Raw genomic sequence first — 21648 nt, forward strand, 5'->3', positions numbered from 1 at the left:
AGACAATGATGCTACTCGCACTCATCCTCATCCCCATCCTCGCAGCAGTCGCTATCTTTTTTGGAGCGCCGGCACGCCTGACGACTCTCGGCGCGGCGGCTGTGAATCTGGTCACTTCCATTGCTGCTGTTCTCTGCCAGTCCTGTGCTAGCGGTTTCAGCCTACAAGTCCTCGAAAATCCTTCGATCCACCTGAGCTTGGGCATTGACGGGATCAGCAGCATTCTCTTGCTGCTCTCCACCATCGTCACTCTGGCGGCAGCTCTCAGTGGCACTTGCCCAGAAGGTAAGGAAAAACTCTGGTTCGGCAGCATCCTGCTCATCGCGGCCGGGGCGATCGGCGCCTTCGTCTCTACCGACCTGTTCTTCTTCTATGCCTTCCACGAGCTGGCACTCATCCCAACCTTCCTCATGATCGGCATCCTCGGTCGTGGCGACCGCAAGGAAGCCGCCTGGAAAGCTACCGTCTATCTCGCCTTCGGCTCCATCGTCCTACTCGCTGGCATCCTTCTAGCCGCTGGACAAGTTGGCAGCTTCGCCTTTGAAGACCTTAAAGCCATCGCAGATGTAGACACCCAGAAAAACGTCGCCATCCTGCTCATCATCGGCTTCGGCACACTGGTTTCCCTCTTCCCGTTCCACTCTTGGGCGGCACCAGCTTATGCATCCGCACCAGCTCCGGTAGCGATGCTTCACTCCGGTGTTCTCAAGAAATTCGGTCTCTACGGTCTCCTTCGCGTTGGTCTCGCTGTCGCTCCAGAAGGCATGCAGCACTGGCTGAACCTTCTTCTCGTGCTCCTACTCTGCAACATCATCTGGGTAGGTCTGGTAACCATCAACCAGAAACGCCTCGACCTCATGCTGGGTAACTCCTCCGTGATGCACATGGGCTACATCTTCCTCGCTATCGCTGCACTCATTGCTTCTGATGGAAAAATCCAGAATGCCGACGGTTCCTACACCCTCGCCGCATCCGCTGCAACACTGCTGATGTTTGCACACGGTATCTCCATCGCCCTCTCCTTCGCGCTTGCTGATCGTATCGAGGCCAAAACCAAGACACTGGAAATCAACCAACTCGGCGGTCTTGCCAAGACAGCTCCGCGCCTCGCCTTCCTCTTCGGTCTCGCAGGCATGGCCTCCATCGGCCTTCCGGGTCTCGCAAACTTCGCGGGTGAAGTCATGGTCTTCTTCTCCGGCTTTGAGGGCTGGAACCAAACCAAAGATCTCGGCCCTGTTCAGATCGCTACCATCATCGCCATCTGGGGTGTTGTGATCTCCGCTGTCTACATGCTCCGCGCCTTCCGTCACACCTTCCAAGGCGACACACTGCGCAGCACCGAGCACGCTACTGACCTCTCACTGGCAGAGAAAGCTCCGGCTATTCTTCTCGCCGCTGTCCTGCTGGTGGTGGGCTTCTACCCGAACATTCTTCTCAACCTTCTCAAATAATCTCTTCTGATTCTTTATTATGCACTTACTTGAGTTCTTTGTTGCTGGCTTTGGTCTCGCCCTCTTGATGTGGGAGGCTTTTGCTTCGCCAAAAAACAAATCCATCCTGGCTCTCGCTGGCGCTGGAGGTCTGACCGTGGCTCTTATCGTTTTGATCTGGTCCACTTGCTGCCCGTGTACATCCTGTGAAGTCCCACAATGGATGAGCCGCTTCTACGGAATTGGAGAATACACAGTCTTCTTCAAAGGCTTTGCCCTCGTTTCCACCATCATCGTACTCCTCATGAGCTACGACTTCCGCAAGATCCTGAACCGCTACACCTGCCCGGACGCTACGGAAAACAACACTGGTGAATTCTACTGCCTCCCTGTTTTCGCCTGCGCAGGCCTGATGTGGATGGCTTCCGCGACTGACCTCGTCTCCATCTTCGTAGCTCTCGAGCTTGTCACCATCACCTTCTACGTAATGGTCGCCTACATGCGCCGTAACGTTGGTTCCCTCGAAGCGGGTGTAAAATACCTCATCCTCGGAGCCCTCTCTACAGGCTTCCTTGTCTACGGTATCGCCTGGCTTTATGGGGCTACAAAGACTACTGATCTTGCAGCAATTGCTGCTGGCCCAATCACCAGTTCTCCTGCTCTTCTCTACGGTCTTGCCCTCATCATCATCTCCCTTGGCTTCAAGGTCGGTGCAGCTCCAATGCAACTCTGGATCCCGGACGTTTATCAAGGTGCGCCAACTCCGATTACCTCCTTCCTCTCAGTAGCCTCCAAAGCTGCCGGTTTCGGTGTCGCCATCACCATCCTCAAGCCATTCCTAATGGCTGAAGCTACCCAGCCAGCTGTCGCGACCATTCTCGTGCTCATGGCTGCTGCTACCCTGATCTACGGTAACTTTGCCGCCCTTGCCCAGACCAACTTCAAGCGACTGCTCGCCTACTCATCCATTGCCCACGCTGGATTCATCCTACTTGGCATGGCCACTCAGTCCTTCGACTCAGTTCTCTTCTATCTGGCAACTTACCTCATCATGACCTTCGCCGGCTTCTTCGTTCTCGGTCTGATCCGTAACAACGACGACTCCGACGAAATCGATGCCTTCAATGGTCTAGGAAAGCGCAACCCTACCCTCGCTCTAGCCGTAACGATCATCATGGCTTCCATGGCAGGCGTGCCCCTGACAGCTGGCTTCCTTGGTAAGTTCTTCATCTTCGGTGCTGCTGTGAACAATCTGGATATCGTGAGCTGGCCAGTGCTCGTCGTGGCCTTTGCCGCTGCAGCCTCTGGCTTCTACTACTACTTCAAGGTGATTCGTGCCGTCTACTGGTTCGCCCCTGAGAAGAGCGAGCCATTGCAAATCAGCCTGATTGCCAAGCTTGCCCTGATCCTGTTCACCACCGCGATCATTGTCTTCGGAATCTACCCGCAGCCAATCATGTCCATCGTTGGCGGGTAAGCTACCCTCTACTTTTCAAAGCAAAAGCCCCACTTGATCACTCAAGCGGGGCTTTTTGTTTTAGATGCTATGAAACTTGAAATTAGTCTTCTTCCTCTTCTCGCTTCGCTGCGAGACGCTCTTCAGGACTATCCTTCCACATCAGCAACGCTTTAAAGACATCACCGATCCCTCTAGTTTGGTGCATGGAGCGTTCGATCTCCACCTCGGCTTCCTGGTACTCGCTAGTATTCTCCATAGAGAGCTCGATTTCACGCAGTCTCTCTTTCACCGCTTCGTCTCCAGCGATGAGTCGCATTTTGGCAAGCTTCGCATAGCGTCTGAGTTCATCAATCATGCTGCGTAGCTCATCCCACTCAGCACGCTGATCCTGAGTCAGGCCACTTTCGAATTTGGCCATCCCAGCATCGAGATTTTCATCTAAATCGATCAATTGCTGGACGCGTAAATCTGGGGATTTGGAAAGTTCCGCGTCCATCTCATCATAAATCTCTCTGAATAATGCTTTCATCACCCTAAAACCTAACACCTTTCTCCTGATCATCCAACCAAAAGTGGAGGCTCAGGGGCATATTTCGGCATATTTCGGCATAATTCATCATATTTCGGAAATAGGTTCATAAAGACTCCATTTTTTCAAAGGCACTACTTGAAATTGTCACCGTTTCCCCCTATCTAGCCGGAAGTTCACGACACCGAAAAACTAATAATGAGCAATTCTTCCTGTTCCCTGTGCCAATTCTGGTCCTCCTCAATTGGTAAAAAGATCGTAGTAGCCCTCACGGGTATCGTTCTCGTCGGCTTCCTTGCAGGCCACTTGGCTGGTAACCTTCTCGTCTATGTAGGCGCAGAAGACTTCAATGAATACGCTGAATTCTTGCATGGTATGGCTCACGGAGCAGGTATCTGGATTGCACGCATCGTACTCCTCACTTGCTTTGTTCTCCACATCGTAGCCACCATCCAGCTCACCACAGCGAACCGCGCGGCACGTGAAAACCGCTACCAGTGCGAAGGCACCATGACCGCTTCCCGCTCATCACGCCTGATGATCTGGTCTGGTCTCACCATCCTTGCATTCGTGATCTTCCACATCCTCCACTACACAGTGCGTGTAGATGCTGAGCTTGCAGCTCTGGCAAACGAAGGGAACCCTTACGGCATGCTTGTCCTCGGATTCAAAAATCCTCTCGTTAGCATCTTCTACATCATCGCCATCAGCCTGCTTTGCAGCCACCTTTCTCACGGCGTTGCTTCCATCTTCCAGACCTTGGGTCTTCGCTCAAGAAAAAGCGCTGGCCTCATCGACGGCTTGGCCAAGGCCTACACTGCTGTCATCTGGATCGGCTTCATTTCCATTCCTATCGCCGTACTTGCAGGTTTCGTGAAGTAATCATCTAGTACTTAACTATCAAAACTTTCCAAGACTATGTCACTCGACTCCAAAGTTCCACAGGGCCCGCTTGAACAGAAATGGTCCAGCCACAAGATGAACTCCAAGCTCATCAACCCGGCAAACAAGCGTAAGTACACTGTTATCGTGGTAGGTTCCGGCCTTGCTGGCGGCGCAGCTGCAGCCACCATGTCTGAGCTCGGCTACAAGGTAAAGTGCTTCTGCTACCAAGACTCCCCACGTCGCGCACACTCCATCGCGGCTCAGGGTGGTATCAACGCAGCTAAGAACTACCAGAATGACGGCGACTCCGTTTTCCGTCTTTTCTACGACACCATCAAAGGCGGTGACTTCCGCTCCCGTGAGGCAAACGTTTATCGTCTCGCTGAGGTGTCCACCAACATCATCGACCAGGCTACTGCCCAAGGTGTTCCTTTCGCTCGTGAATACGGCGGTCTCCTCGACAACCGTTCCTTCGGCGGCGCTCAGGTTTCCCGTACTTTCTACGCTCGTGGCCAGACTGGTCAGCAGCTTCTCATCGGTTGCTACCAGGCACTTGAGAAAGAGATCAGCAAAGGAGGTGTCACCATGTACCCACGTACCGAGATGCTTGACCTCGTCAAGGTAGACGGTCACGCCAAGGGCATCGTGGTTCGTGACCTCACCACTGGTGAAATCACAACCCACGCTGCTGACGCGGTCTGTATCGCTTCCGGCGGTTACGGCAACGTATTCTTCCTCTCCACCAATGCGATGGGCTGTAACGTCATGGCCGCATACAAGGCTCACAAGAAAGGCGCCTACTTCGCAAACCCATGCTACACTCAGATCCACCCTACCTGTATCCCAGTGAGTGGTGACTACCAGTCCAAGCTGACTCTCATGTCTGAGTCCCTGCGAAACGACGGTCGTATCTGGGTTCCTAAGAGCAAGGAAGACGCCAAAGCAATCCGTGAAGGCCGCAAGACACCTCTCGATATCAAAGAAGAAGACCGCGACTACTATCTGGAGCGTAAGTACCCATCATTCGGTAACCTTTGCCCACGAGACATTGCCTCCCGTGCAGCCAAGGAAGCCTGTGATGACGAACGCGGCGTAGCGCCTACTGGTCTCGGTGTTTACCTTGACTTCAAAGACGCGATCAACCGTCTCGGCGAAGACACTATCCGTGCACGCTACGGTAACCTCTTCCAGATGTATGAAAAGATCACTGGTGAGAACCCATACAAGACTCCAATGCAGATTTTCCCAGCGGTTCACTACACCATGGGTGGTCTCTGGGTTGACTACAACCTGATGTCTAACCTCCAGGGGCTCCACGTACTCGGTGAGGCCAACTTCTCCGACCACGGCGCGAACCGCCTCGGCGCCTCCGCTCTCATGCAGGGTCTTGCCGACGGTTACTTCGTGATCCCATCCACCATCGCTGTCTATCTCGCTGGTCAGAAGCCAGGTGCCGTCACCACAGATGCTCCTGAGTTCAAGGAAGCTGAAGCAGCCGCGAAGGAGCACATCAACAAGCTCATGAATATCAAGGGCAAGCGTAGTGTGGATTCCTTCCACCGTGAACTTGGTAACATCATGTGGGACTACTGTGGCATGGAGCGCACCAAGGAAGGCCTTGAGTATGCTCTCAAGCGCATCCCTGAAGTCCGTGAGGAATTCTGGAAAGACGTCCGCATTCCTGGCGACGCCGATGAGCTCAATGCTGAACTCGAAAAAGCTGGCCGTCTCGCCGACTACTTCGAATTCGCCGAACTCATGTGTTACGATGCCCTTAACCGTGAAGAATCCTGCGGTGGCCACTTCCGTGGTGAGCACCAGTTCACCGAAGCTGATCCAGAAGTTCAGGACGGCCGCACTCAGGCTGGCGAAGCCAAGCGCCACGACGACCAGTTCAGCTACGTTGCTGCCTGGGAATACCAAGGTGAAGGCGTACAGCCTAAGCTTCACAAGGAAGAGCTCGTATTCGAGTTCGTCACTCCTTCCATCCGAAGCTACAAGTAATCTTCGATTTCATCAAAAAAGCCTGCTGGAGTTATCCAGCAGGCTTTTTTTGTAGAGTTGTAGGAAGACCAGTACTTACTTGGCTTTCTCCGTACCCGTCAACTTCATGCTAGTCATGGTCTTGGCCTCCATTTTCATACCACCAGCTTCAGCGGTGGTCATGCTGAAATCCAAGTTCATATCCATCTTGGTAATTTGACCCAGCTCAGTATCAAATTCGTACTGACCGTCGATCTTCTTGGCCTCAATCTTCATCATGGCTCCCGCCTGGCCCACTTCGCCATTCATCGCTCCAGAGAAGGACACTTTGGCAGTTTTTCCAGTGATTGAGTCGAGCTTCATATCGAAGCTGATTTTCATTTCGCCGGCTTGCTTGCCCATTGGCATGTCCATCTTGGTCTTCCAAGTCTCACCTACTTTGACTTCCTTGTTAGGCAGCATCTGAGAGGACTGCTTGGCCATTTGCTCAATGGACTCTTTAGAAATACCTGTAGCTTCGTTCACCTTGAGCTTATCCAGCCCTTCCATAGACAGTAGTTTTCCGCTCTTGTCGTAAATAGCGGTCACCTCGGATTCCAAAATCGGCTTCATTGCACCATCCAGCATCGCATTGCCCCCCCCTTTTTCAGAGTCGTACTCCATCATGGCGTTGCCGCCCATCATCATGGTCATTTTGAGGCGGGTGTATTCCGTCTTCACAGCAACGCCCTTCGGATGCTCCGCCGCGGTATTCTTCATATTCATGAGCATGCTGTTGGTCATGGCCATCTGATTACCACCCATAGGCATCGTCATGTTCATGTCTTGGGTGGTGCTGTACTTGTAGACTGTACCAGGAACCCACTTGAGTGAGAGATTAGCCGATTGCGCATAGGCCCCAACATTCATAGCCAAGGCACCGACAATACCGAGAAGTGCTTTATATTTCATAGTATAGGTAATTTTTTAAGTTAGCTGGCAGAATCACGCTGGATTCATCAGAGACTATTCTCCTCACGCACTCCACCGGTTACAACAATCAAACATGTTAGCGTCATAAAATCAAACTTTCTCAGGAATTTCATGGGCTTACCTCCGTGGCCCTGAGTCGGATAAATTTCGTATCCTGATCCATGGGTATCTCTACCCCTTCTTCAGTAACAACGAATCCTGATGCGTACCAGTTCACCAAATCGTTAGACCATTCCCCTTCCACATAAACCAGTTCCTCGTTTTGGCGGTCGAACTTCAGTTTGATTTTCCCATCCACAAATTCATGGATCACGGGATTATCTGGGCTATTAGGATCGGTCGCCAATGCCAGCTCTAGCAGATTAGGCAAGCCATCCAAATCCGGGTCCAACTCGGCTGAAATGTTCTGGTCAGGAACTCCTGAGTCAAAGGCATACTGCTCAACGGAGCTTAGCCCTTCACGAAACAGAAACTCCATATCCCGATCACTGAATGACAAGGGGTAGATCCGGCAATCATCTATTGCTCCCTTGAAATGACGATTGGCGATCGGGTCACATCCTAAGTGACTCACCGCACTCCAATCCGAAACAGCATGAGTCATGGCAGTGCTGGCACTTTGCATACTCGTCCCATCGTGCATGTATATCGTGGCTCCATCCGGTCTGATAACAAGAGCGACAAATACCCAAACTTGGTCGGGCATAATCAACCCAGAAGACCAAGCCTGCTGCCCATCCGATGTATTCCAGCGGTAGCGAAGGTCCATGCTAGGTCCCAATTGTAGTCCGAACAACTGACCTCCCATCCGGTGAAAGATCAATCCGACACCATTGGTTTGATCACCATCACGCTTGAACCATCCAGACAAGGTAAGCTCGTTGCCTACAGCACCTAGCGAGCCAAAAGTAAAACAACCATCTACTCCATCCAAATATCTGGCGTTCCCATGTTTTCCCGCCACCACCGACACCCCTGACAGACTGGGTTCAGCATCAAATCCATTCCCTGAACTATCGATCGCATCATCACTGGCATTCGTTTCATCCAGCAGCCACTTAGCTAGAGGCGTAGGTAGATTGCTAGCGTCTAGTATGACCAACTCCCACGAGCCTATGAAATCAAGTAAAGGGTGAGACTCCACCTGAATCTCCATCATTTCAGTATTCTCCATGAGATCCTCATCGACCGCCTGTACCAAATACGTTTGTTCTGGTTCAAATACAGGAAAGTTCAATACTTCCGGCATTCCCGAAACATCGGCTAGTTCGGCTCCCCCCAAGAACCGTAGAGGGAACTCCATGGGGACTGGTGGCTTTTCTGACAAACTTGCCGTAATAGTGGCCGTAGATCCATCCCCCTCCCGGATACTGTTATCCTGTATATCGAAAGCCAGGACAGGATAGTCATGAGCCTGGTCAAAGTTAGTCTCTGGGAAGGGCCAACCTTCGGGTACCCCCTGTCCATCAGAGAGGCCAATGATGTTATCAGCCGAATTGATATCAAGATAGGTCAGCCGAATGATACCCGTACCATCCGTGAATAACTCCAGTTGGACCGAGTTTCCTACATTGCTACCATACTCAGGAACTCCCTCGTAGGTGACCACGATCTTGGCACCTGGAAACTCCTGATAGTAGATGGCACCTGCTGAGGCCGGGTTCAGATCGTCCCAAAGAACAGCGATGCCTAAGTTGGCAAAGTGTTCGCTGATCGATTCCGTGTAATCATTGGCAGAACTGCCGAAGCGCACCAAGCCATTCGTCCCGATATTAAGACTCGATACACTCTGACCATAGAAGGTCAGTGGCTGTGCCAGGTTGCGTGTCCAGTGACCATCATCTGAATTTCCAAAGTCTGGAGATACATTATGAAGTGCTTCTGAGCCTAACTGCGTATCCACAGGGAAGTCGGTAGCTGGGGCCTTAAAAACGGCGTAGCCTGTTGACGACGGCAGGAATGTCAGCTGGGTGTTTTTCAAATCAAAACCATCCCCTACAGCGAATTGCTCTGAGGGAGGGACCGCTTCATAGATCGTCAGCTGCACTTCACGCTGATAGACGTTTTCAAAAGACGCACTAGTGAAAGTGAGTGTGGCGGTATACGTACCAGGAGACATTTCTAATACTGATGATGTCAGCTCGGCATCGATCACACTCTGACTGCCAGCCGTGGCCGTACCAGCTGTCTGACTCAAATTTAACCAAGATACATCAGAGGATACCGTCCAAGAGCTGTCGCTAGCCGTATTGTTCACTACCCGGAACTGATGCTCTGATGGTGATGGTAGCTGTCCATGAATGCCCCGACTCGACACCTGACTAACAGGGAATACGCCAACAGAAGCCTGGTCTTGCCCTGTAGTGATCAAGGAGAACACCTGAGAGGCTCCAGTAATGGAACCTTTATACGATACGGTTAAGACATACTCTCCTGGTTCAGGATCCGTGATAATGATCTGCTCCACATTATCCAAAGTATTGTCTCCACTGGTCGCAGATGCTTGTGGAGCGTCTTTGTCCAGCACCCAGGGCATCAATGTCTGGCCACTTGGGCTGACCATCCGGATATCCAGATCATTCACCAAGACTGGAGTACTGGAGTCAACGACGCCATTGGCCTCATCCCCTGCGGGATCAGTCCAGCAAATCGTGGCTTTCATGACGCTGGAGTTTTGGTCCCATAACAAGCGGTAACTATGCGATGGGGTACCAGCGCTCACACTATCCACCACCAAGTGCTGGTTGGATGGCTTTTCAAAATCGAGATCGATCAGATCGACAGCCGACTTCACATTCATCAGCCCCCAACCATTAGAATAGTCGGGTCCCACGTTACCCAAGTCATCCGCAGTATGGATGATGAGAGCCTTCAGTGTACTCGCCATCATGAGTTCACCTGCATGATACTCACCATAGCGCTCCTGAATCAGAATGGATCCACCTGCAGCTGAGGGAGAGGACATCGAGGTTCCGGATTTGCTACTGTATCCATTGTCCCGGCTTGAGTCGGTTGAAAAGAGGTCTACCCCATTGGCTACAATATCTGGCTTGATTCGCCCGTCATCGGTTGGCCCCCAGCTGCTGAATGAAGCCATCGTGCCTGCTTCCACTGACCGCTCGCCACTGACCACCGCATCATTCACCGCACCAACCGTCATGATATTCTTGGCGACAGCACTTCCACCAATCGTATCGTACTGAAGGTTCTTCTCTGTATCAGGATGGTTATCGGGGTTATAGCTTGTGGATTGCCAGGATGAACCGTTCCAATAATAGATGGTAGCTCCCTCAGCAGGGCCATCATTCCGGTCATTACCAGCTGACCAGAAAGGCAGATAATAGCCACTCGCGCTGCAGATCTCATCAATAATCACCGGATCACCGATATACTTGCCAAAGTCCGAGTCCTCATCTTTCGAGAAATCCCCAAAGAAATGGTAACCGGTGTTTCCCGAATAACTCCCGTATTCCCACCCCATCAGATAACCATAAGAATGGTTAGACACGGGGAGCATGGAAAGGTCCGAGGGAGTCGCCGCAGACTCTGTAGTCATTTCCGCGAGATCATCATTCCAATCGTGGTTTCTCACCTCTACCTCTACGGCCATACCCTTCGCCTTAGAGTTTACGCCTGACGCGCCGATGGTTCCACTGACATGAGTCTGGTGTGAAGAAAGGTAAGAACCACCACCATCCACTTGAGTGATCCGTCCTCCAAACTCCTGGTGCGATGCTCTCACGCTGGATTCATCCCAAACACCAACTCTCAAACCTAAGCCTGTAAGATCATAGGTCGTACCCGCACCCACGAGATTCGCGGCGTTCGAGATCGCGGCGTTCTCATTATACGTGGTACGATATACTGGTAGCCCGTCTTTAAACCTCAAAAGCTCAAATCCCTTTCCATCGGAGCCTCTCCCAGCCGTTTCAATCCCTAATAGTTTGGCTTGAGCCCAAGCGTGCATTTTTTCAGCACGACTCCATGTTGCCAGTTTCTCTGCATACTCTCTCCGAGATTTTGGATCCCGAAACGCTCCGGCTCGCAGCCCATCCATTTCCAGCCTCAGCCCATCCCGTTCATCCTCCAATTCTTGAACTATCTTACGGAAGTGATCCTCGCCTCGCTCTTTGATGATTCGCTCCCACTCTGCTTCTTTCTCCGCAGTGAGCTTATGGCCACTGAATCCACCGAGCTCTGTATCATCCTGCTTAGCTGGCCATTCTTGCTTGGGTTCGTGAAGAACGGTTTCAGCTTCAGGTAAGCTTGTTTGAATACTGACGAGCTCATGCTGTTGAATTCCCCCTTCCCTGGCACCATTGCCACTGCCACCAGCGGGTGTCCGCTCGCACTGCACAAGGCTAAGTGATATAAAAGACAAGACCGCGCATGCTAGGGGGGAAGAACAAATACGATAGCCACACACGATCCAGCTTTTCTGCCTCGCCTGGTGTTGGGGGGTGGGGGGCATGATACCAGATCACTGTGTATCATCAGGTTACACGTGCCCTAAGTCAACCTCTCCCAACAGGTACTCACTCTATCCCCCCTCTCATAAGGCATCACAAAGAAGCTATTGAAAATTAATTAGTTAAAACCTCTTAACTATAATGACAAAAAAGCACGCAGAAACCTGCGTGCTTTGTCATAGAATAAAGGATTTCGGGCTAAATTTTTAAGAATTTAGGAATTTCCACCGGGCAGGAGTATAAATTCCCTCCTGTCAGCTGTGGCTGGATAGCCGACGGATCTCCAACCGTCATACATTTGCCAGCCTTGGGTAATAAGCCGCTTGCCCTGGCCCTCACGATCCGCACTCCCGAGAATAACCACAACCATTTCAACCGGAGTCACGGTAGCCCCACCGTCTTCATGCTTCTGAACAAAGGGCTGGCGCTCGGCACAGATAGCAATGCACTGCCCCGCTGCTTGACTTGTCCCTGTTTTAATCCCTTTGATTTTCAGCTCACCTCCAAGCATTTTATTGGTATTCTCCACAGTGACCTTGCTCTCTGAAGCAGTAGCAGCTCTGGTCACACTGATCTCGCGAGAAGTCTGTTTTACATAGAAGCCAAAAGCCGTGTCCTTCATGACGTGCATGGAGAGGCGAGCAATATCAGACGCTGTAGAATAAGAATCCCTTGGATTAGCTACAAGCCCATGCGGGGTAGCAAACTTTGTGCGGGTCATGCCCAGCGATTTAGCCAGTTTGTTCATTTCTACGACAAAAGCCCCTACCGGATCCCCTTGTAACTGTCGTTTCATCAACAACTCACGCCCTACGTGATCGGCCAAAGTGAGGGCCGCTTTGTTATCCGATCCCATCAAGGTGGAATAGAGTGCATCGCGGAGAGTCATCTGATCACCAGGTTGCAAGCTCATCGGGTTAGCTCCCCCCACGAGATTGATGGTACTTGGCACCGTGATCATAGTGGACAGGTTTGTATTGGTAGCCTGAGCCCAGTCCAGAACCACCTTGCTTGTGGCGATCTTGGTCAGACTGGCAACAGGACGCTTCACCTCAGAGTTATCAGCCAGCAAAACCTTGCCAGAATGGCGTTCCACCACCACATAACTCTCCTTAGCTAGTATGGGTTGTGAAAATGCGGCCACAGCCGTTACTACCCCCATAAATTTCTTTAGAAAACACATAAAATTGAATCAGACCCTTGGTTGCCAAGAGAATAGCTCGCCTTAGGGAGCAATCAACCAAGAATCTGGCTCTGGTTACAGAATTGACATCTTTTCGAGCCTCAATTTGTCACAATCCACTTGCCTTTTAACGAACACCGCACCAAGTTGGCGCAGCTCGACGCCTTGGAAGAGCTGCTCCCAGGAGCACGACAAGGCACTTACCGGATGCTGCGCGAGGCGGGTTCGGAACGACATATCCCACGAGCAAGTCCCACACTTCCGTTGAAAAATTGCATGCATGCCAGCAACGGGTGGGAATCGGACCCTTACCATCCGGTGAGCCACAAGACCCCGCGCCGAAACGAAATACATGACTACCATGTCAGACACACCAAACAGACAACAGAACCGCGGAGGTGGCAATCGCCGCCCACGCCGTAACAACAACCGTAACCGTAATCGTAACAACAGAAACCGCCCACAGCAGCCACCCAAGCCTCTCAAGCTTACCCTGTGGCAGAAAATCCTTAAAGCTATCGGCCTCTTCGACGAAGAAAAAGCTCGTAAGCAGCAGCAACAAACTCAGAAGAATACCAATAAAGGTACCAAGAGCGCTGCACCAAAGTCCAATACCCGCAACGCCAAGTCCTCAACAGGCGGTAAGCGCAAACCACAGAGAGTCCCGGTTGAATCCGCTCGCCTCTACGTAGGCAACCTCTCTTATGACGCTACTGAATATGACATCGAGGACCTATTCAAAGGCATTGGCACTGTTAAGAAAGTAGAAATCATCTACAACCGTAATACCCACAAATCCAAAGGCTACGGCTTCGTTCAGATGCTCAACACTGAGGAAGCAAAGCGCGCTGTGGACGTATTACACGACCAGCCGTTCATGGGCCGCCAGCTCGTAGTTAACGGCTCCAAGTCCCGTAAGGACAGTGACCCAGCTAAAGAAGCAGACAACTCTGAAGTTTCCGCCTCCTAAGCTCTCCACAAACAACTTATCGAACCCCGGCCCTCATACTGAGAGCCGGGGTTTTCTTTTTACGGCAAGAGGGGCTTGCTTCTCGCCTTTTCAAACACAAGACTATTCAGCGATGCCCGTTTACGTCTGCGGTCCAACAGCCTCTGGCAAATCAGCCCTCGCCATCGAACTCGCCAAACAACTCCATGGCGAGGTCGTCAATGGTGATGCCTACCAAGTCTACCAAGGTCTGGAAACACTTACCGCAGCACCCTCTGCTGAAGAGCTCAGCGAGGTTCCCCATCACCTCTTCTCCGTACTCTCACCAAGCGAGAACTTCGATGCCATGCGCTATCTGGAGTTGGCCAAACCAGTCATCGAAGAAATCGAATCAAGAGGCAAAACCGCCGTCATCGTTGGAGGCTCGGGCATGTACCTCAAGTTCCTTACTCACGGTCCCTCCCCGGTTCCTGCGGGTGATGACTCTCTGCGAGCCGCACTAGAGCAGCGCAGTCAGGAGTCCCTGGTAGAGGAATTTCAGAAACTCGATCCTGAGGGAGCCGCCATCACCAACCTCAAGAACCCCCGCTACGTCATACGAGCCTTGGAGATCTGCCTGCTCTCAGGACGCCCCATGTCTTCTATCAAGAATGAATGGGCTGAGAAATGTGCAGAGAAAGAAAAAGACCTCAAAGGCATCGTTCTCCAGTGGGAGCCCGAAGCTCTGCGCCGGCGCATCGCCAAGCGTACCAAGCTCATGCTCGAGAACGGGGCGATCGAAGAAGTGCGTAGTCATCCCGAGCTATCTGCCACCTGTGAGAAAGCCATCGGCGTCCCCCAGATCCGTTCCTACCTCAATGGTGAGATCGATCTCACCACCTGCGAAGAAAAGATCTTCTTTGCCACCTGTCAGTACGCCAAACGCCAACGCACCTGGTTCAAGAAAGAGCAATGGCTTAGCCCCCGCCCCATGGATGCGAAGCGAGATATAAAGTCGCTTGTTAGTTCTCAATGTTCAGATTGGGATCTTAATAATCCCATTTGACTCCCCGACCAACCCAGCGCATACCTGTTGCACGTGAAGAGCATCCAGTCACCTCCGAGAACTTGGGCGGAAATCAATCTTTCCGCGCTGAAACAGAATCTCAAACTAGCCCGTGAACGCTCAGGGCAGCGGGTGATGGCAGTACTCAAGGCCGGAGCCTATGGACACGGCCTAGAGCAGATCGCCAAAGCTCTGGATAGCGAAGGCCTCCCCTTCTTCGGAGTGGCTAGCGTGATTGAAGCCCGGCGTCTTGCGGCCATAGGAATCCAAACACGCATCTATCTACTTGGCCCCACATTTCCCGACGAACGCGCTGAGGCTGTGTATCACCGCTGGGTGATCTCTATATCAACTAAAGAAGAAGCCGATCACGTCAACACGCTCAATCAAGGAAATGATCCCCTTCCTGTCCACATCACTCTGGACACCGGTATGGGACGCGGTGGATTCCTTCCTGACCAGCTCACCGAAGGCCTGGCACACATCAAGAGTCTGCCAAACCTTACAGTAGAAGGCATTGGATCCCACCTTCCCTCGGCCGATGAAGACAAGACCTTCACCCTGGCACAGTTCAAGACCTTTGAATCCGCCTTTGATCCCAGCGAATTCCAGTACATCCACATCGCCAATTCAGCGGGCTTACTGGACTATCGCTCCAAGATTACGAACATGGTCCGCCCAGGGCTTATGCTCTACGGCATCTCTCCATTGCTAGAGTATCAGGACGAGCTTATGCCAGTGATGACCCTGAAGTCACGAGTCTCCCTCATACGGACTTTACCAAAAGGCCATGGCATTTCTTACGGTCGCGAAACAATTCTCGAGAGAGACACCCGCGTGGCCACGATCGGTGCAGGCTATGGTGATGGCTATCCACGATCACTGTCTAGCAAAGGAACCGAGGTCATCATCAGGGGTAAGCGCTGCAAGCTGCTTGGCCGTGTCACTATGGATCAAATCATGGTCGACGTCACAGACCTTCCCGATTGTGAAACTGGTGATGAAGTAGAACTCTTTGGCCCGGAACTTTTGGTCAGTGAAATTGCTCAGAAGGCTGGCACCATTGCTTGGGAGATTCTAACGGGTATCACTCCGCGTGTTACTCGGATTTACCTCTAACGAGAGAGGTTAAGAAGAATTTCTCCGTGAATATCGCGCCCTGCCAATTTACCCAACGCTCTGATTTCAGCTTCCAAGACTTGATAAGCAGGCATGCCCTCTTTGTCCTCGCGCCCACAGTGTGTGCATGAACCATATCCTGGATAACCCTCCTTCTTCTGGGGGTCATTATCACGGTTAACTAAGGTAACCAAGGGCACTTCCCTCTCATTCATGGGAGGCAAGATAACGATAGGATGAATCCAGCATGTTAGAGGCTTCAGGTACCAGTCCCCAAGTTCATCCTCCATACTCATGCGCTGTAGTCCACAGCGCCCCAAGTCATCCAGAAACACACATCTGGTTTTCTCAAAGTGCTTTGGAAAATCTTTAGCAAGTTCCTCTGGCTTGGCCTCACGCACCATCGTCTTGATCGCTCTACCGTCGCGAGCACTCATCAGTACATCCTGAGGTAAATCCAAGCCATAGCCCTCGAATCGTGGGCGGGCGGCATCCACCAGCTGATAGATGACCCGCGCCTCCTCAAGACCCAGATAAACCCCGTCATAGCAACAAGTCGCCTTGCACCGACTCAACTCACAAGGTTTGATCAACATGGAAAATGCCTCATGGTCCACATCAGCCCTGCGCACCTGATCACCAACAATTCTCGCGGTATCTTTGTAGATGCTGAACATCGCTACTAATCTAGACCCGCTTCTTTCCAGAGCTCCCAACCTTCTTTGAAGACGCTCACATCATAACCTTGCTCCGCAAGCTTAACGGCCATCTCATGGGAGTCGGGGCATTTCACGTTGGCACAATAGATAATGACTGTTTTTCCCTCAGACTTGACCTGCTTCACTCGCTCAAAGAGCTTACCTTTGATCTCAGTAAATTCCTTCAGAGGGAAACTTTCCGCTCCGTCAATGTGACCTAGAGCAAAGAAAATGGAAGGTCGGGTATCAATGAGAACGGCTCTCCCTTGCGTCTTCAATTCGAAAACCTGCTCGATACTAGCTTGAGTGATTTCCCCCTTCTTTACAGGAGCAGAATCCTCCTTCTTTGGTACATCCTGAGATTCCTGCTTAGCTTTCACCGGCACCGCCTCATTCACGGATTCAGTCATCTCAGTCTGATCGACACAACCTACCATCAGGAGGGTAGCCATCAGCAGTCGTTGCGGTTTCATAACTTGCACCATTAGCACTTCAGGGCCTGCATTCCCAACAAAAATGCCTGAATTTTCTGCCGCCTTTAACCAAGAACCGCAATTTCATAGACGACCATTTCGCCGCCCTTCTCCATCTTTTTCACCTTACGCTCAATCTTCGAACCCAGCAAAATTTCCATCATGCGGACCTCTTGCTGAACAGCAGCCGGATATTTCTCAAACAGATCACGCATCGGATGATGGTATTCCTCGATCCGGAAGCCCTCAGCCGGGCTGTAGTGGCAGCGGCTGAAGCAGCCAGCCTTGTCCCTCAAGTCGGCTAGACGAGTCGCCTTTTCCACGAGTGACTTGCCTTTCTTCACCACCGGTGACCAGGCCACTCTGAGCTGCTCATAGTGATGGAACAAAATCTTCTCAGGAGCATTATCTCCGAAAAACTTCTTCACTCCCTCCATCACATTCAGTGAGAGTTCCACCCCCGCCTGAGGAAAAAGAGAATCGCACTTATCAGTGAGTATATAGAGCTTTTCCGGACGTCCTGCACCTTTGCGGGGTACTCTCCAGGTCTTCAAAAAGCCCATTACCTCCAGCTTCATACAGTGCTGTTTCACCCCCATATAACTCATCTCCAGCTCCTTGGACAATTCAGCCACGGTCTTCCCCTGAGACTTCTTTACCGCCTCTAAGATCGCTAATACCTGCGGCTTTGCCAGTGCTCGAAACTCATCTGAAAACATACGGCAAAAAACATCGGCAAATCCCCTGAAAAAGACCACCATAAAAAACTAGCACGCGGCCACTTCCACCTCTAAGTTCCCTGCAACAACCACTGTCTATCCATGATTACTCTCTCAACCGCAGCCGTTAAAGAACTCAAGTCACTCCTCGAGACAAAAAATGCTCCAGCAGGCACCGGCCTTAGACTCGGAGTCCAGAAAGGCGGCTGCGCTGGATTAAGCTATACCATGCAGGTTAGTGAGGCCGAAGAAGGCGACATCACCCTAGAGCAGGAAGGTGTCGTCGTTCATATTTCACCGGATTCCGTCGAATACCTGAAAGGCTGCGTGATCAACTATGAGTATTCTCTCAGTGACTCTGGCTTCAAGATCGTCAACCCAAATGCATCCCGCTCATGCGGCTGCGGCACTTCCTTCGAGGCAAAAGGCGAAGAAGGAACCTACGATCCAGCCAACGAGTGCAAGTAACTTACCATCCATTTTTCACGAACACCGCTGAATGCCTCGCACGAAGAGAGAAGACGAAACACTCGTCGCCCGTATACTGAGAGCCAAACCACCACTCTTCTGGTGGTTTTTGGCCAATACTCTCGCTCTGTGCCTGGCTATACTGAGTTGGGTCCTCTTCCTCAACGTTTTTCAAACCCCGGATAATCCACGCAACTACAAGATACTTGAGTGGCTGGGACGACTGGAACCGATTGAAGCATTTACTGCACTCAATGCCCCTAAGGGAGATGCCTTGAGCCCTCCCACACTCTACAAGAAATACTACAATCTTACGGAGAATGATCGTAAGCTTCTCAACAAGCTCTTGCTGAAGAATTACATTTCCAATTTGGACGATACGACACTCAATACCTACATTCAGGGACAGTACCGCATCTTGCAGACTCGTCCTCTGACAGAACAGGACGTCATCTCCAATGGCATAGCCATTCAAGCTCAAGCCTTGGTAAAACCGGATGACTTCCACCCGGAGACCCCTTACCTCGTATTGATCGAGTTCATCCTGCCAGGCACCTCCAACAGCGCAACAGACCCTTACACGATCTCCAAGGGTGACCTTCTACAAATCAACAAAAACCCGTTTCATGGTTCAGTTCTTCATGTAGAAAGGATCGACCGACCGGGTGACGAGCCTCTGATTTCCCTGACTGTCGTTCCACTGGTCTATGAAACTCCCTTCACCACCCCTTCGGGAGCAAAGTTCAAGATGACTCCACCGGAACACATCAACCTCGAAGCTCGATTCCCAATTTTTAAAGCCAACTAACCTCCACGTGTTCGGATTTACTCAATCACCTGCTGCCTGTTGCCAAAAATCCTCTGCGAGCACCTACCGCAGCCACTTCTGCGGTCTATCCTGCAGGCTGCGCAAAGACTACGGACACAGTGCGCGATTTTTAGTCAACCGAGACTCCTCCTTCCTCTCGATTCTGGGTTCAGCGCTGGCTCCGTATTCAGCTCCGTTGACTACGGTCACCTGCTGCAATCCACTGGCAACTCCCACCCCATTGGCTATTGACAGCTCGGTCCAGCAATTCAGTGCGGCAGTCGCCGTATGCGGCCTAACAGCGAAATGCAGCGACGATGCAGTAGATGAAAATCGTTTTCACCGCATGGCTGCCAGCTCCCTCTTGGCGCTCACGAATAACTGGAAGGACAAAGCCATTGCCACACTGAATACGACAGGATTTCCGACAAAGCAGACGCTCTCCACATTGAGTCGACAAGCTCAAATCGAAGAACCTTCCGCCAGGGTTCAAGCCGTCGCGGAGCCCACAGCACTGGCCTACTCAGATATCTTTAGCCACCTCGGCACCATACTATCTGTGCCGCAGCAGCGTCCCTTAGCCGAACTGGGACATTCACTCGGATCACTGATCTATTACAGAGATGCCGCAGACGACTTGCAAAAGGATCAAAAAAACGGCCGCTACAACCCACTTATCTACAGACCTCTGGATGAGCTTAAAGAAGCAGCCGAACAAGCATTTCTCACCCTGAAGAATGCACTATCTTCTCTACCCCTCAATAGACATCAGCAATTGGTCACGGATATCGTAGCTCGTACTGAAGCCTTTCATGCGGATCTTGTCCCAGCCCCAACGAACTCAGAAGATCAGAAGCAAAAGAAAGACCGGAACTGTCTGAACTATTGCGATTGCTGCGATTGTGATTGCTGTGACTGCATTCCTTGCGGCGCCGGATCCAGCCTGACTTGCTCCAGCATCAGCTGCAGCCCCGCGGAGTCCGGCTCAAGCTGCTGTGACTCGTGCAATTGCTGCGATTCTTGCGATTGCTGCCCCTGCAACTAAACCACCTTCAAACTTTAAAACACTCTAACACGACAATCACCGATGAGACTCATTTCTTGGAACGTTAACGGAATCCGCGCTGTATTGAACAAAGGTTTTGCTGAATGGTTTGCCTCCGAGCAACCGGACATTCTCTGCCTACAGGAGACCAAAGCCCGCCCTGAGCAGGTGGAACTCCCCCTCGAGTTTGCAGGCTACCACCAATACTGGAATGCTGCAGAGAAAGCCGGCTACTCAGGCACCCTCATTCTCACCAAGCACAAGCCTCTCAGTGTCACTAACGGCATCGATATCGAGCATCACGACACGGAAGGCCGAGTCATCACGGCTGAATTCGAAGATTTTTACCTGATCACCGTCTATACGCCAAACGCACAAAACGAACTGCGCAGACTCGACTACCGCATGGAATGGGATGCAGACTTCCTCACCTATTGTAAGGAACTGGAGAAATCTAAGCCGGTCATTTTCTGCGGTGACCTCAATGTGGCCCACACTGAGATCGACCTCGCCCGCCCTAAACAGAACCGCAAGAGTGCGGGTTTCTCGGATCAAGAGCGAGCTGGCTTCGACAACATCGTGAATGCTGGCTTTGTCGATACCTTCCGCCATTTCTATCCAGAAACTACCGATGCCTACACCTGGTGGTCCTATCGTGCCGGAGCAAGAGGCAAGAACGTGGGCTGGAGAATTGATTATTTCTGCACCTCAGAGTCGCTAAAGCCCAAGCTCAAGTCCGCCTCCATTTTGGCGGATGTCATGGGCTCCGACCACTGCCCCGTCACTCTCGAGCTACACTAGTCTTCAATCTATCGAGGGCATTTATGGATTTTAATAGTCTAGAAACTGGCGAAGCATTTGATCGCTGCTGCGATTGCGGATGCGACCTCTCTGATGACTATGTTTCCTACATGGTGCAGAAATCCTATGTGGGAGAGGAATGTATCTTTGAGTACGCCATCTGCAATGATTGCAGGGAAAAGGTCTCGGAAGAATTTTCCGAGAAATCCCGGGAGGCCATGTTCGACTTCTTCCATGACCGCGCCGACATCGATGAGAAAATGATGCGGCTTGGACCAGAGGCCAGCATCGATGAGCACATCCAGACCTGCCTCACCTGCTCTTCTACGAGAGAGGAAGTTAGCTCCTATTCTTATGCTGGACTCTTTCTCGGCACGATCCTCTTGCCTGGCCCCTTCCCCGTGATGATTTGCGGAAAATGCGAAGAAGAGCTCACCGAGTGTCTCTCCCAAGAAACCCGGGACGCGTGGAATCGCTTCCTCGAAGAGAACTTCCCAGGCCCTCCTGCTGACGTGTTAGACAAACCGAGAACAGGCAAGCCCATCCTGCTCTGAATCCACCCAAGCTTATACTCAGAGTTTTTTAATTACAAAAGAGCAGCCATACAGGCTGC

19 protein-coding genes are annotated in these 21648 nt (G+C 51.6%); 12 read left to right on the forward strand and 7 right to left on the reverse strand.

Annotation, left to right across the window (positions count from 1 at the left end; all coding sequences use genetic code 11):
• The first annotated feature begins 5 nt into the window (after positions 1-5).
• Positions 6-1451 carry a complex I subunit 4 family protein gene (locus tag BUB27_RS09565; protein WP_143183579.1) on the forward strand — a complete coding sequence of 482 codons (1446 nt, stop codon included), beginning with the start codon at positions 6-8 and terminating at the stop codon, positions 1449-1451.
• 19 nt (positions 1452-1470) lie between these two features.
• A complete protein-coding gene (locus BUB27_RS09570) occupies positions 1471-2907 on the forward strand; it encodes an NADH-quinone oxidoreductase subunit N (protein WP_143183580.1) in 1437 nt (478 codons plus the stop codon).
• 82 nt (positions 2908-2989) lie between these two features.
• On the opposite strand, the gene BUB27_RS09575 is transcribed toward BUB27_RS09570, so the two are convergent.
• Positions 2990-3418 (reverse strand): hypothetical protein, encoded by a 429-nt coding sequence (locus BUB27_RS09575; RefSeq protein WP_143183581.1) that lies wholly within the window; start codon positions 3416-3418, stop codon positions 2990-2992.
• Positions 3419-3616: 198 nt separating this feature from the next.
• Here BUB27_RS09575 and BUB27_RS09580 point away from each other — a divergent pair, with 198 nt between their 5' ends.
• Positions 3617-4300 (forward strand): succinate dehydrogenase cytochrome b subunit, encoded by a 684-nt coding sequence (locus BUB27_RS09580; protein ID WP_143183582.1) that lies wholly within the window; start codon positions 3617-3619, stop codon positions 4298-4300.
• 36 nt (positions 4301-4336) lie between these two features.
• Positions 4337-6307 (forward strand): fumarate reductase/succinate dehydrogenase flavoprotein subunit, encoded by a 1971-nt coding sequence (locus BUB27_RS09585; protein WP_143183583.1) that lies wholly within the window; start codon positions 4337-4339, stop codon positions 6305-6307.
• 75 nt (positions 6308-6382) lie between these two features.
• On the opposite strand, the gene BUB27_RS09590 is transcribed toward BUB27_RS09585, so the two are convergent.
• From BUB27_RS09590 to BUB27_RS09600, 3 genes are all read right to left on the reverse strand, one after another.
• On the reverse strand, positions 6383-7237 hold the full coding sequence (locus tag BUB27_RS09590) for a DUF6263 family protein (RefSeq protein WP_143183584.1): 855 nt from the start codon (positions 7235-7237) through the stop codon (positions 6383-6385).
• A gap of 130 nt (positions 7238-7367) precedes the next feature.
• A complete protein-coding gene (locus tag BUB27_RS09595) occupies positions 7368-11615 on the reverse strand; it encodes a S8 family serine peptidase (RefSeq protein WP_159434893.1) in 4248 nt (1415 codons plus the stop codon).
• A gap of 326 nt (positions 11616-11941) precedes the next feature.
• Positions 11942-12871, reverse strand: coding sequence for a D-alanyl-D-alanine carboxypeptidase family protein (locus tag BUB27_RS09600; protein WP_159434894.1), 930 nt, complete (start codon positions 12869-12871; stop codon positions 11942-11944).
• A gap of 400 nt (positions 12872-13271) precedes the next feature.
• Here BUB27_RS09600 and BUB27_RS09605 point away from each other — a divergent pair, with 400 nt between their 5' ends.
• The 3 genes from BUB27_RS09605 (at position 13272) to alr (ending at position 16023) form a co-directional block, all read left to right on the forward strand.
• Positions 13272-13880 carry an RNA recognition motif domain-containing protein gene (locus BUB27_RS09605; protein ID WP_143183587.1) on the forward strand — a complete coding sequence of 203 codons (609 nt, stop codon included), beginning with the start codon at positions 13272-13274 and terminating at the stop codon, positions 13878-13880.
• Between the two features lie 112 nt (positions 13881-13992).
• Positions 13993-14904, forward strand: a complete 912-nt coding sequence (gene miaA, locus BUB27_RS09610; protein ID WP_143183588.1) for a tRNA (adenosine(37)-N6)-dimethylallyltransferase MiaA — start codon at positions 13993-13995, stop codon at positions 14902-14904.
• A 33-nt stretch (positions 14905-14937) separates the two neighbouring features.
• Entirely contained in the window at positions 14938-16023 is a 1086-nt protein-coding gene (alr, locus tag BUB27_RS09615) for an alanine racemase (protein ID WP_234991723.1), read from the forward strand.
• Here alr and BUB27_RS09620 read toward each other — a convergent pair.
• The 3 genes from BUB27_RS09620 to BUB27_RS09630 form a co-directional block, all read right to left on the reverse strand.
• On the reverse strand, positions 16020-16700 hold the full coding sequence (locus BUB27_RS09620; RefSeq protein ID WP_143183589.1) for a DUF3109 family protein: 681 nt from the start codon (positions 16698-16700) through the stop codon (positions 16020-16022). The genes alr and BUB27_RS09620 overlap by 4 nt on opposite strands.
• A 5-nt stretch (positions 16701-16705) precedes the next feature.
• Positions 16706-17194, reverse strand: a complete 489-nt coding sequence (locus BUB27_RS09625; RefSeq protein WP_159434895.1) for a rhodanese-like domain-containing protein — start codon at positions 17192-17194, stop codon at positions 16706-16708.
• 65 nt (positions 17195-17259) lie between these two features.
• Positions 17260-17913: a helix-turn-helix transcriptional regulator gene (locus tag BUB27_RS09630; protein WP_234991724.1), complete on the reverse strand. Its 654-nt coding sequence runs from the start codon at positions 17911-17913 to the stop codon at positions 17260-17262.
• Positions 17914-18015: 102 nt separating this feature from the next.
• On the opposite strand from BUB27_RS09630, the gene BUB27_RS09635 reads away from it, so the two are divergent.
• From BUB27_RS09635 to BUB27_RS09655, 5 genes are read left to right on the forward strand one after another with little or no spacing between them, the layout of a single operon-like run.
• Positions 18016-18381 carry a HesB/IscA family protein gene (locus BUB27_RS09635; RefSeq protein ID WP_143183591.1) on the forward strand — a complete coding sequence of 122 codons (366 nt, stop codon included), beginning with the start codon at positions 18016-18018 and terminating at the stop codon, positions 18379-18381.
• 31 nt (positions 18382-18412) lie between these two features.
• On the forward strand, positions 18413-19189 hold the full coding sequence (locus BUB27_RS09640; RefSeq protein ID WP_143183592.1) for a hypothetical protein: 777 nt from the start codon (positions 18413-18415) through the stop codon (positions 19187-19189).
• 7 nt (positions 19190-19196) lie between these two features.
• Complete coding sequence (locus tag BUB27_RS09645; RefSeq protein WP_143183593.1) at positions 19197-20234, forward strand: DUF5685 family protein; 1038 nt, start codon at positions 19197-19199, stop codon at positions 20232-20234.
• Positions 20235-20276: 42 nt separating this feature from the next.
• A complete protein-coding gene (locus BUB27_RS09650; RefSeq protein WP_143183594.1) occupies positions 20277-21035 on the forward strand; it encodes an exodeoxyribonuclease III in 759 nt (252 codons plus the stop codon).
• Between the two features lie 23 nt (positions 21036-21058).
• The gene (locus BUB27_RS09655; RefSeq protein WP_143183595.1) at positions 21059-21589 is read left to right on the forward strand and encodes a hypothetical protein; all 531 of its coding nucleotides are present in this window, start codon (positions 21059-21061) and stop codon (positions 21587-21589) included.
• The last annotated feature ends 59 nt before the right edge of the window (positions 21590-21648 follow it).

It is taken from the genome of Rubritalea squalenifaciens DSM 18772, assembly GCF_900141815.1.
In the GTDB taxonomy this organism is placed as follows: Bacteria; Verrucomicrobiota; Verrucomicrobiia; order Verrucomicrobiales; family Akkermansiaceae; genus Rubritalea; species Rubritalea squalenifaciens.

What these genes read in the sequence shown, in the direction of transcription:
- BUB27_RS09565 (WP_143183579.1), top strand. Translation starts at nt 6, where the DNA reads ATGATGCTACTCGCACTCATCCTCATCCCCATCCTCGCAGCAGTCGCT.
- BUB27_RS09580 (WP_143183582.1), top strand. Translation starts at nt 3,617, where the DNA reads ATGAGCAATTCTTCCTGTTCCCTGTGCCAATTCTGGTCCTCCTCAATT.
- BUB27_RS09570 (WP_143183580.1), top strand. Translation starts at nt 1,471, where the DNA reads ATGCACTTACTTGAGTTCTTTGTTGCTGGCTTTGGTCTCGCCCTCTTG.
- BUB27_RS09640 (WP_143183592.1), top strand. Translation starts at nt 18,413, where the DNA reads ATGCCTCGCACGAAGAGAGAAGACGAAACACTCGTCGCCCGTATACTG.
- BUB27_RS09620 (WP_143183589.1), bottom strand. Translation starts at nt 16,700, where the DNA reads ATGTTCAGCATCTACAAAGATACCGCGAGAATTGTTGGTGATCAGGTG.
- BUB27_RS09650 (WP_143183594.1), top strand. Translation starts at nt 20,277, where the DNA reads ATGAGACTCATTTCTTGGAACGTTAACGGAATCCGCGCTGTATTGAAC.
- BUB27_RS09590 (WP_143183584.1), bottom strand. Translation starts at nt 7,237, where the DNA reads ATGAAATATAAAGCACTTCTCGGTATTGTCGGTGCCTTGGCTATGAAT.
- BUB27_RS09625 (WP_159434895.1), bottom strand. Translation starts at nt 17,194, where the DNA reads ATGAAACCGCAACGACTGCTGATGGCTACCCTCCTGATGGTAGGTTGT.
- BUB27_RS09655 (WP_143183595.1), top strand. Translation starts at nt 21,059, where the DNA reads ATGGATTTTAATAGTCTAGAAACTGGCGAAGCATTTGATCGCTGCTGC.
- BUB27_RS09630 (WP_234991724.1), bottom strand. Translation starts at nt 17,913, where the DNA reads ATGTTTTCAGATGAGTTTCGAGCACTGGCAAAGCCGCAGGTATTAGCG.
- BUB27_RS09575 (WP_143183581.1), bottom strand. Translation starts at nt 3,418, where the DNA reads ATGAAAGCATTATTCAGAGAGATTTATGATGAGATGGACGCGGAACTT.
- BUB27_RS09585 (WP_143183583.1), top strand. Translation starts at nt 4,337, where the DNA reads ATGTCACTCGACTCCAAAGTTCCACAGGGCCCGCTTGAACAGAAATGG.
- miaA (WP_143183588.1), top strand. Translation starts at nt 13,993, where the DNA reads ATGCCCGTTTACGTCTGCGGTCCAACAGCCTCTGGCAAATCAGCCCTC.
- BUB27_RS09635 (WP_143183591.1), top strand. Translation starts at nt 18,016, where the DNA reads ATGATTACTCTCTCAACCGCAGCCGTTAAAGAACTCAAGTCACTCCTC.
- BUB27_RS09605 (WP_143183587.1), top strand. Translation starts at nt 13,272, where the DNA reads ATGTCAGACACACCAAACAGACAACAGAACCGCGGAGGTGGCAATCGC.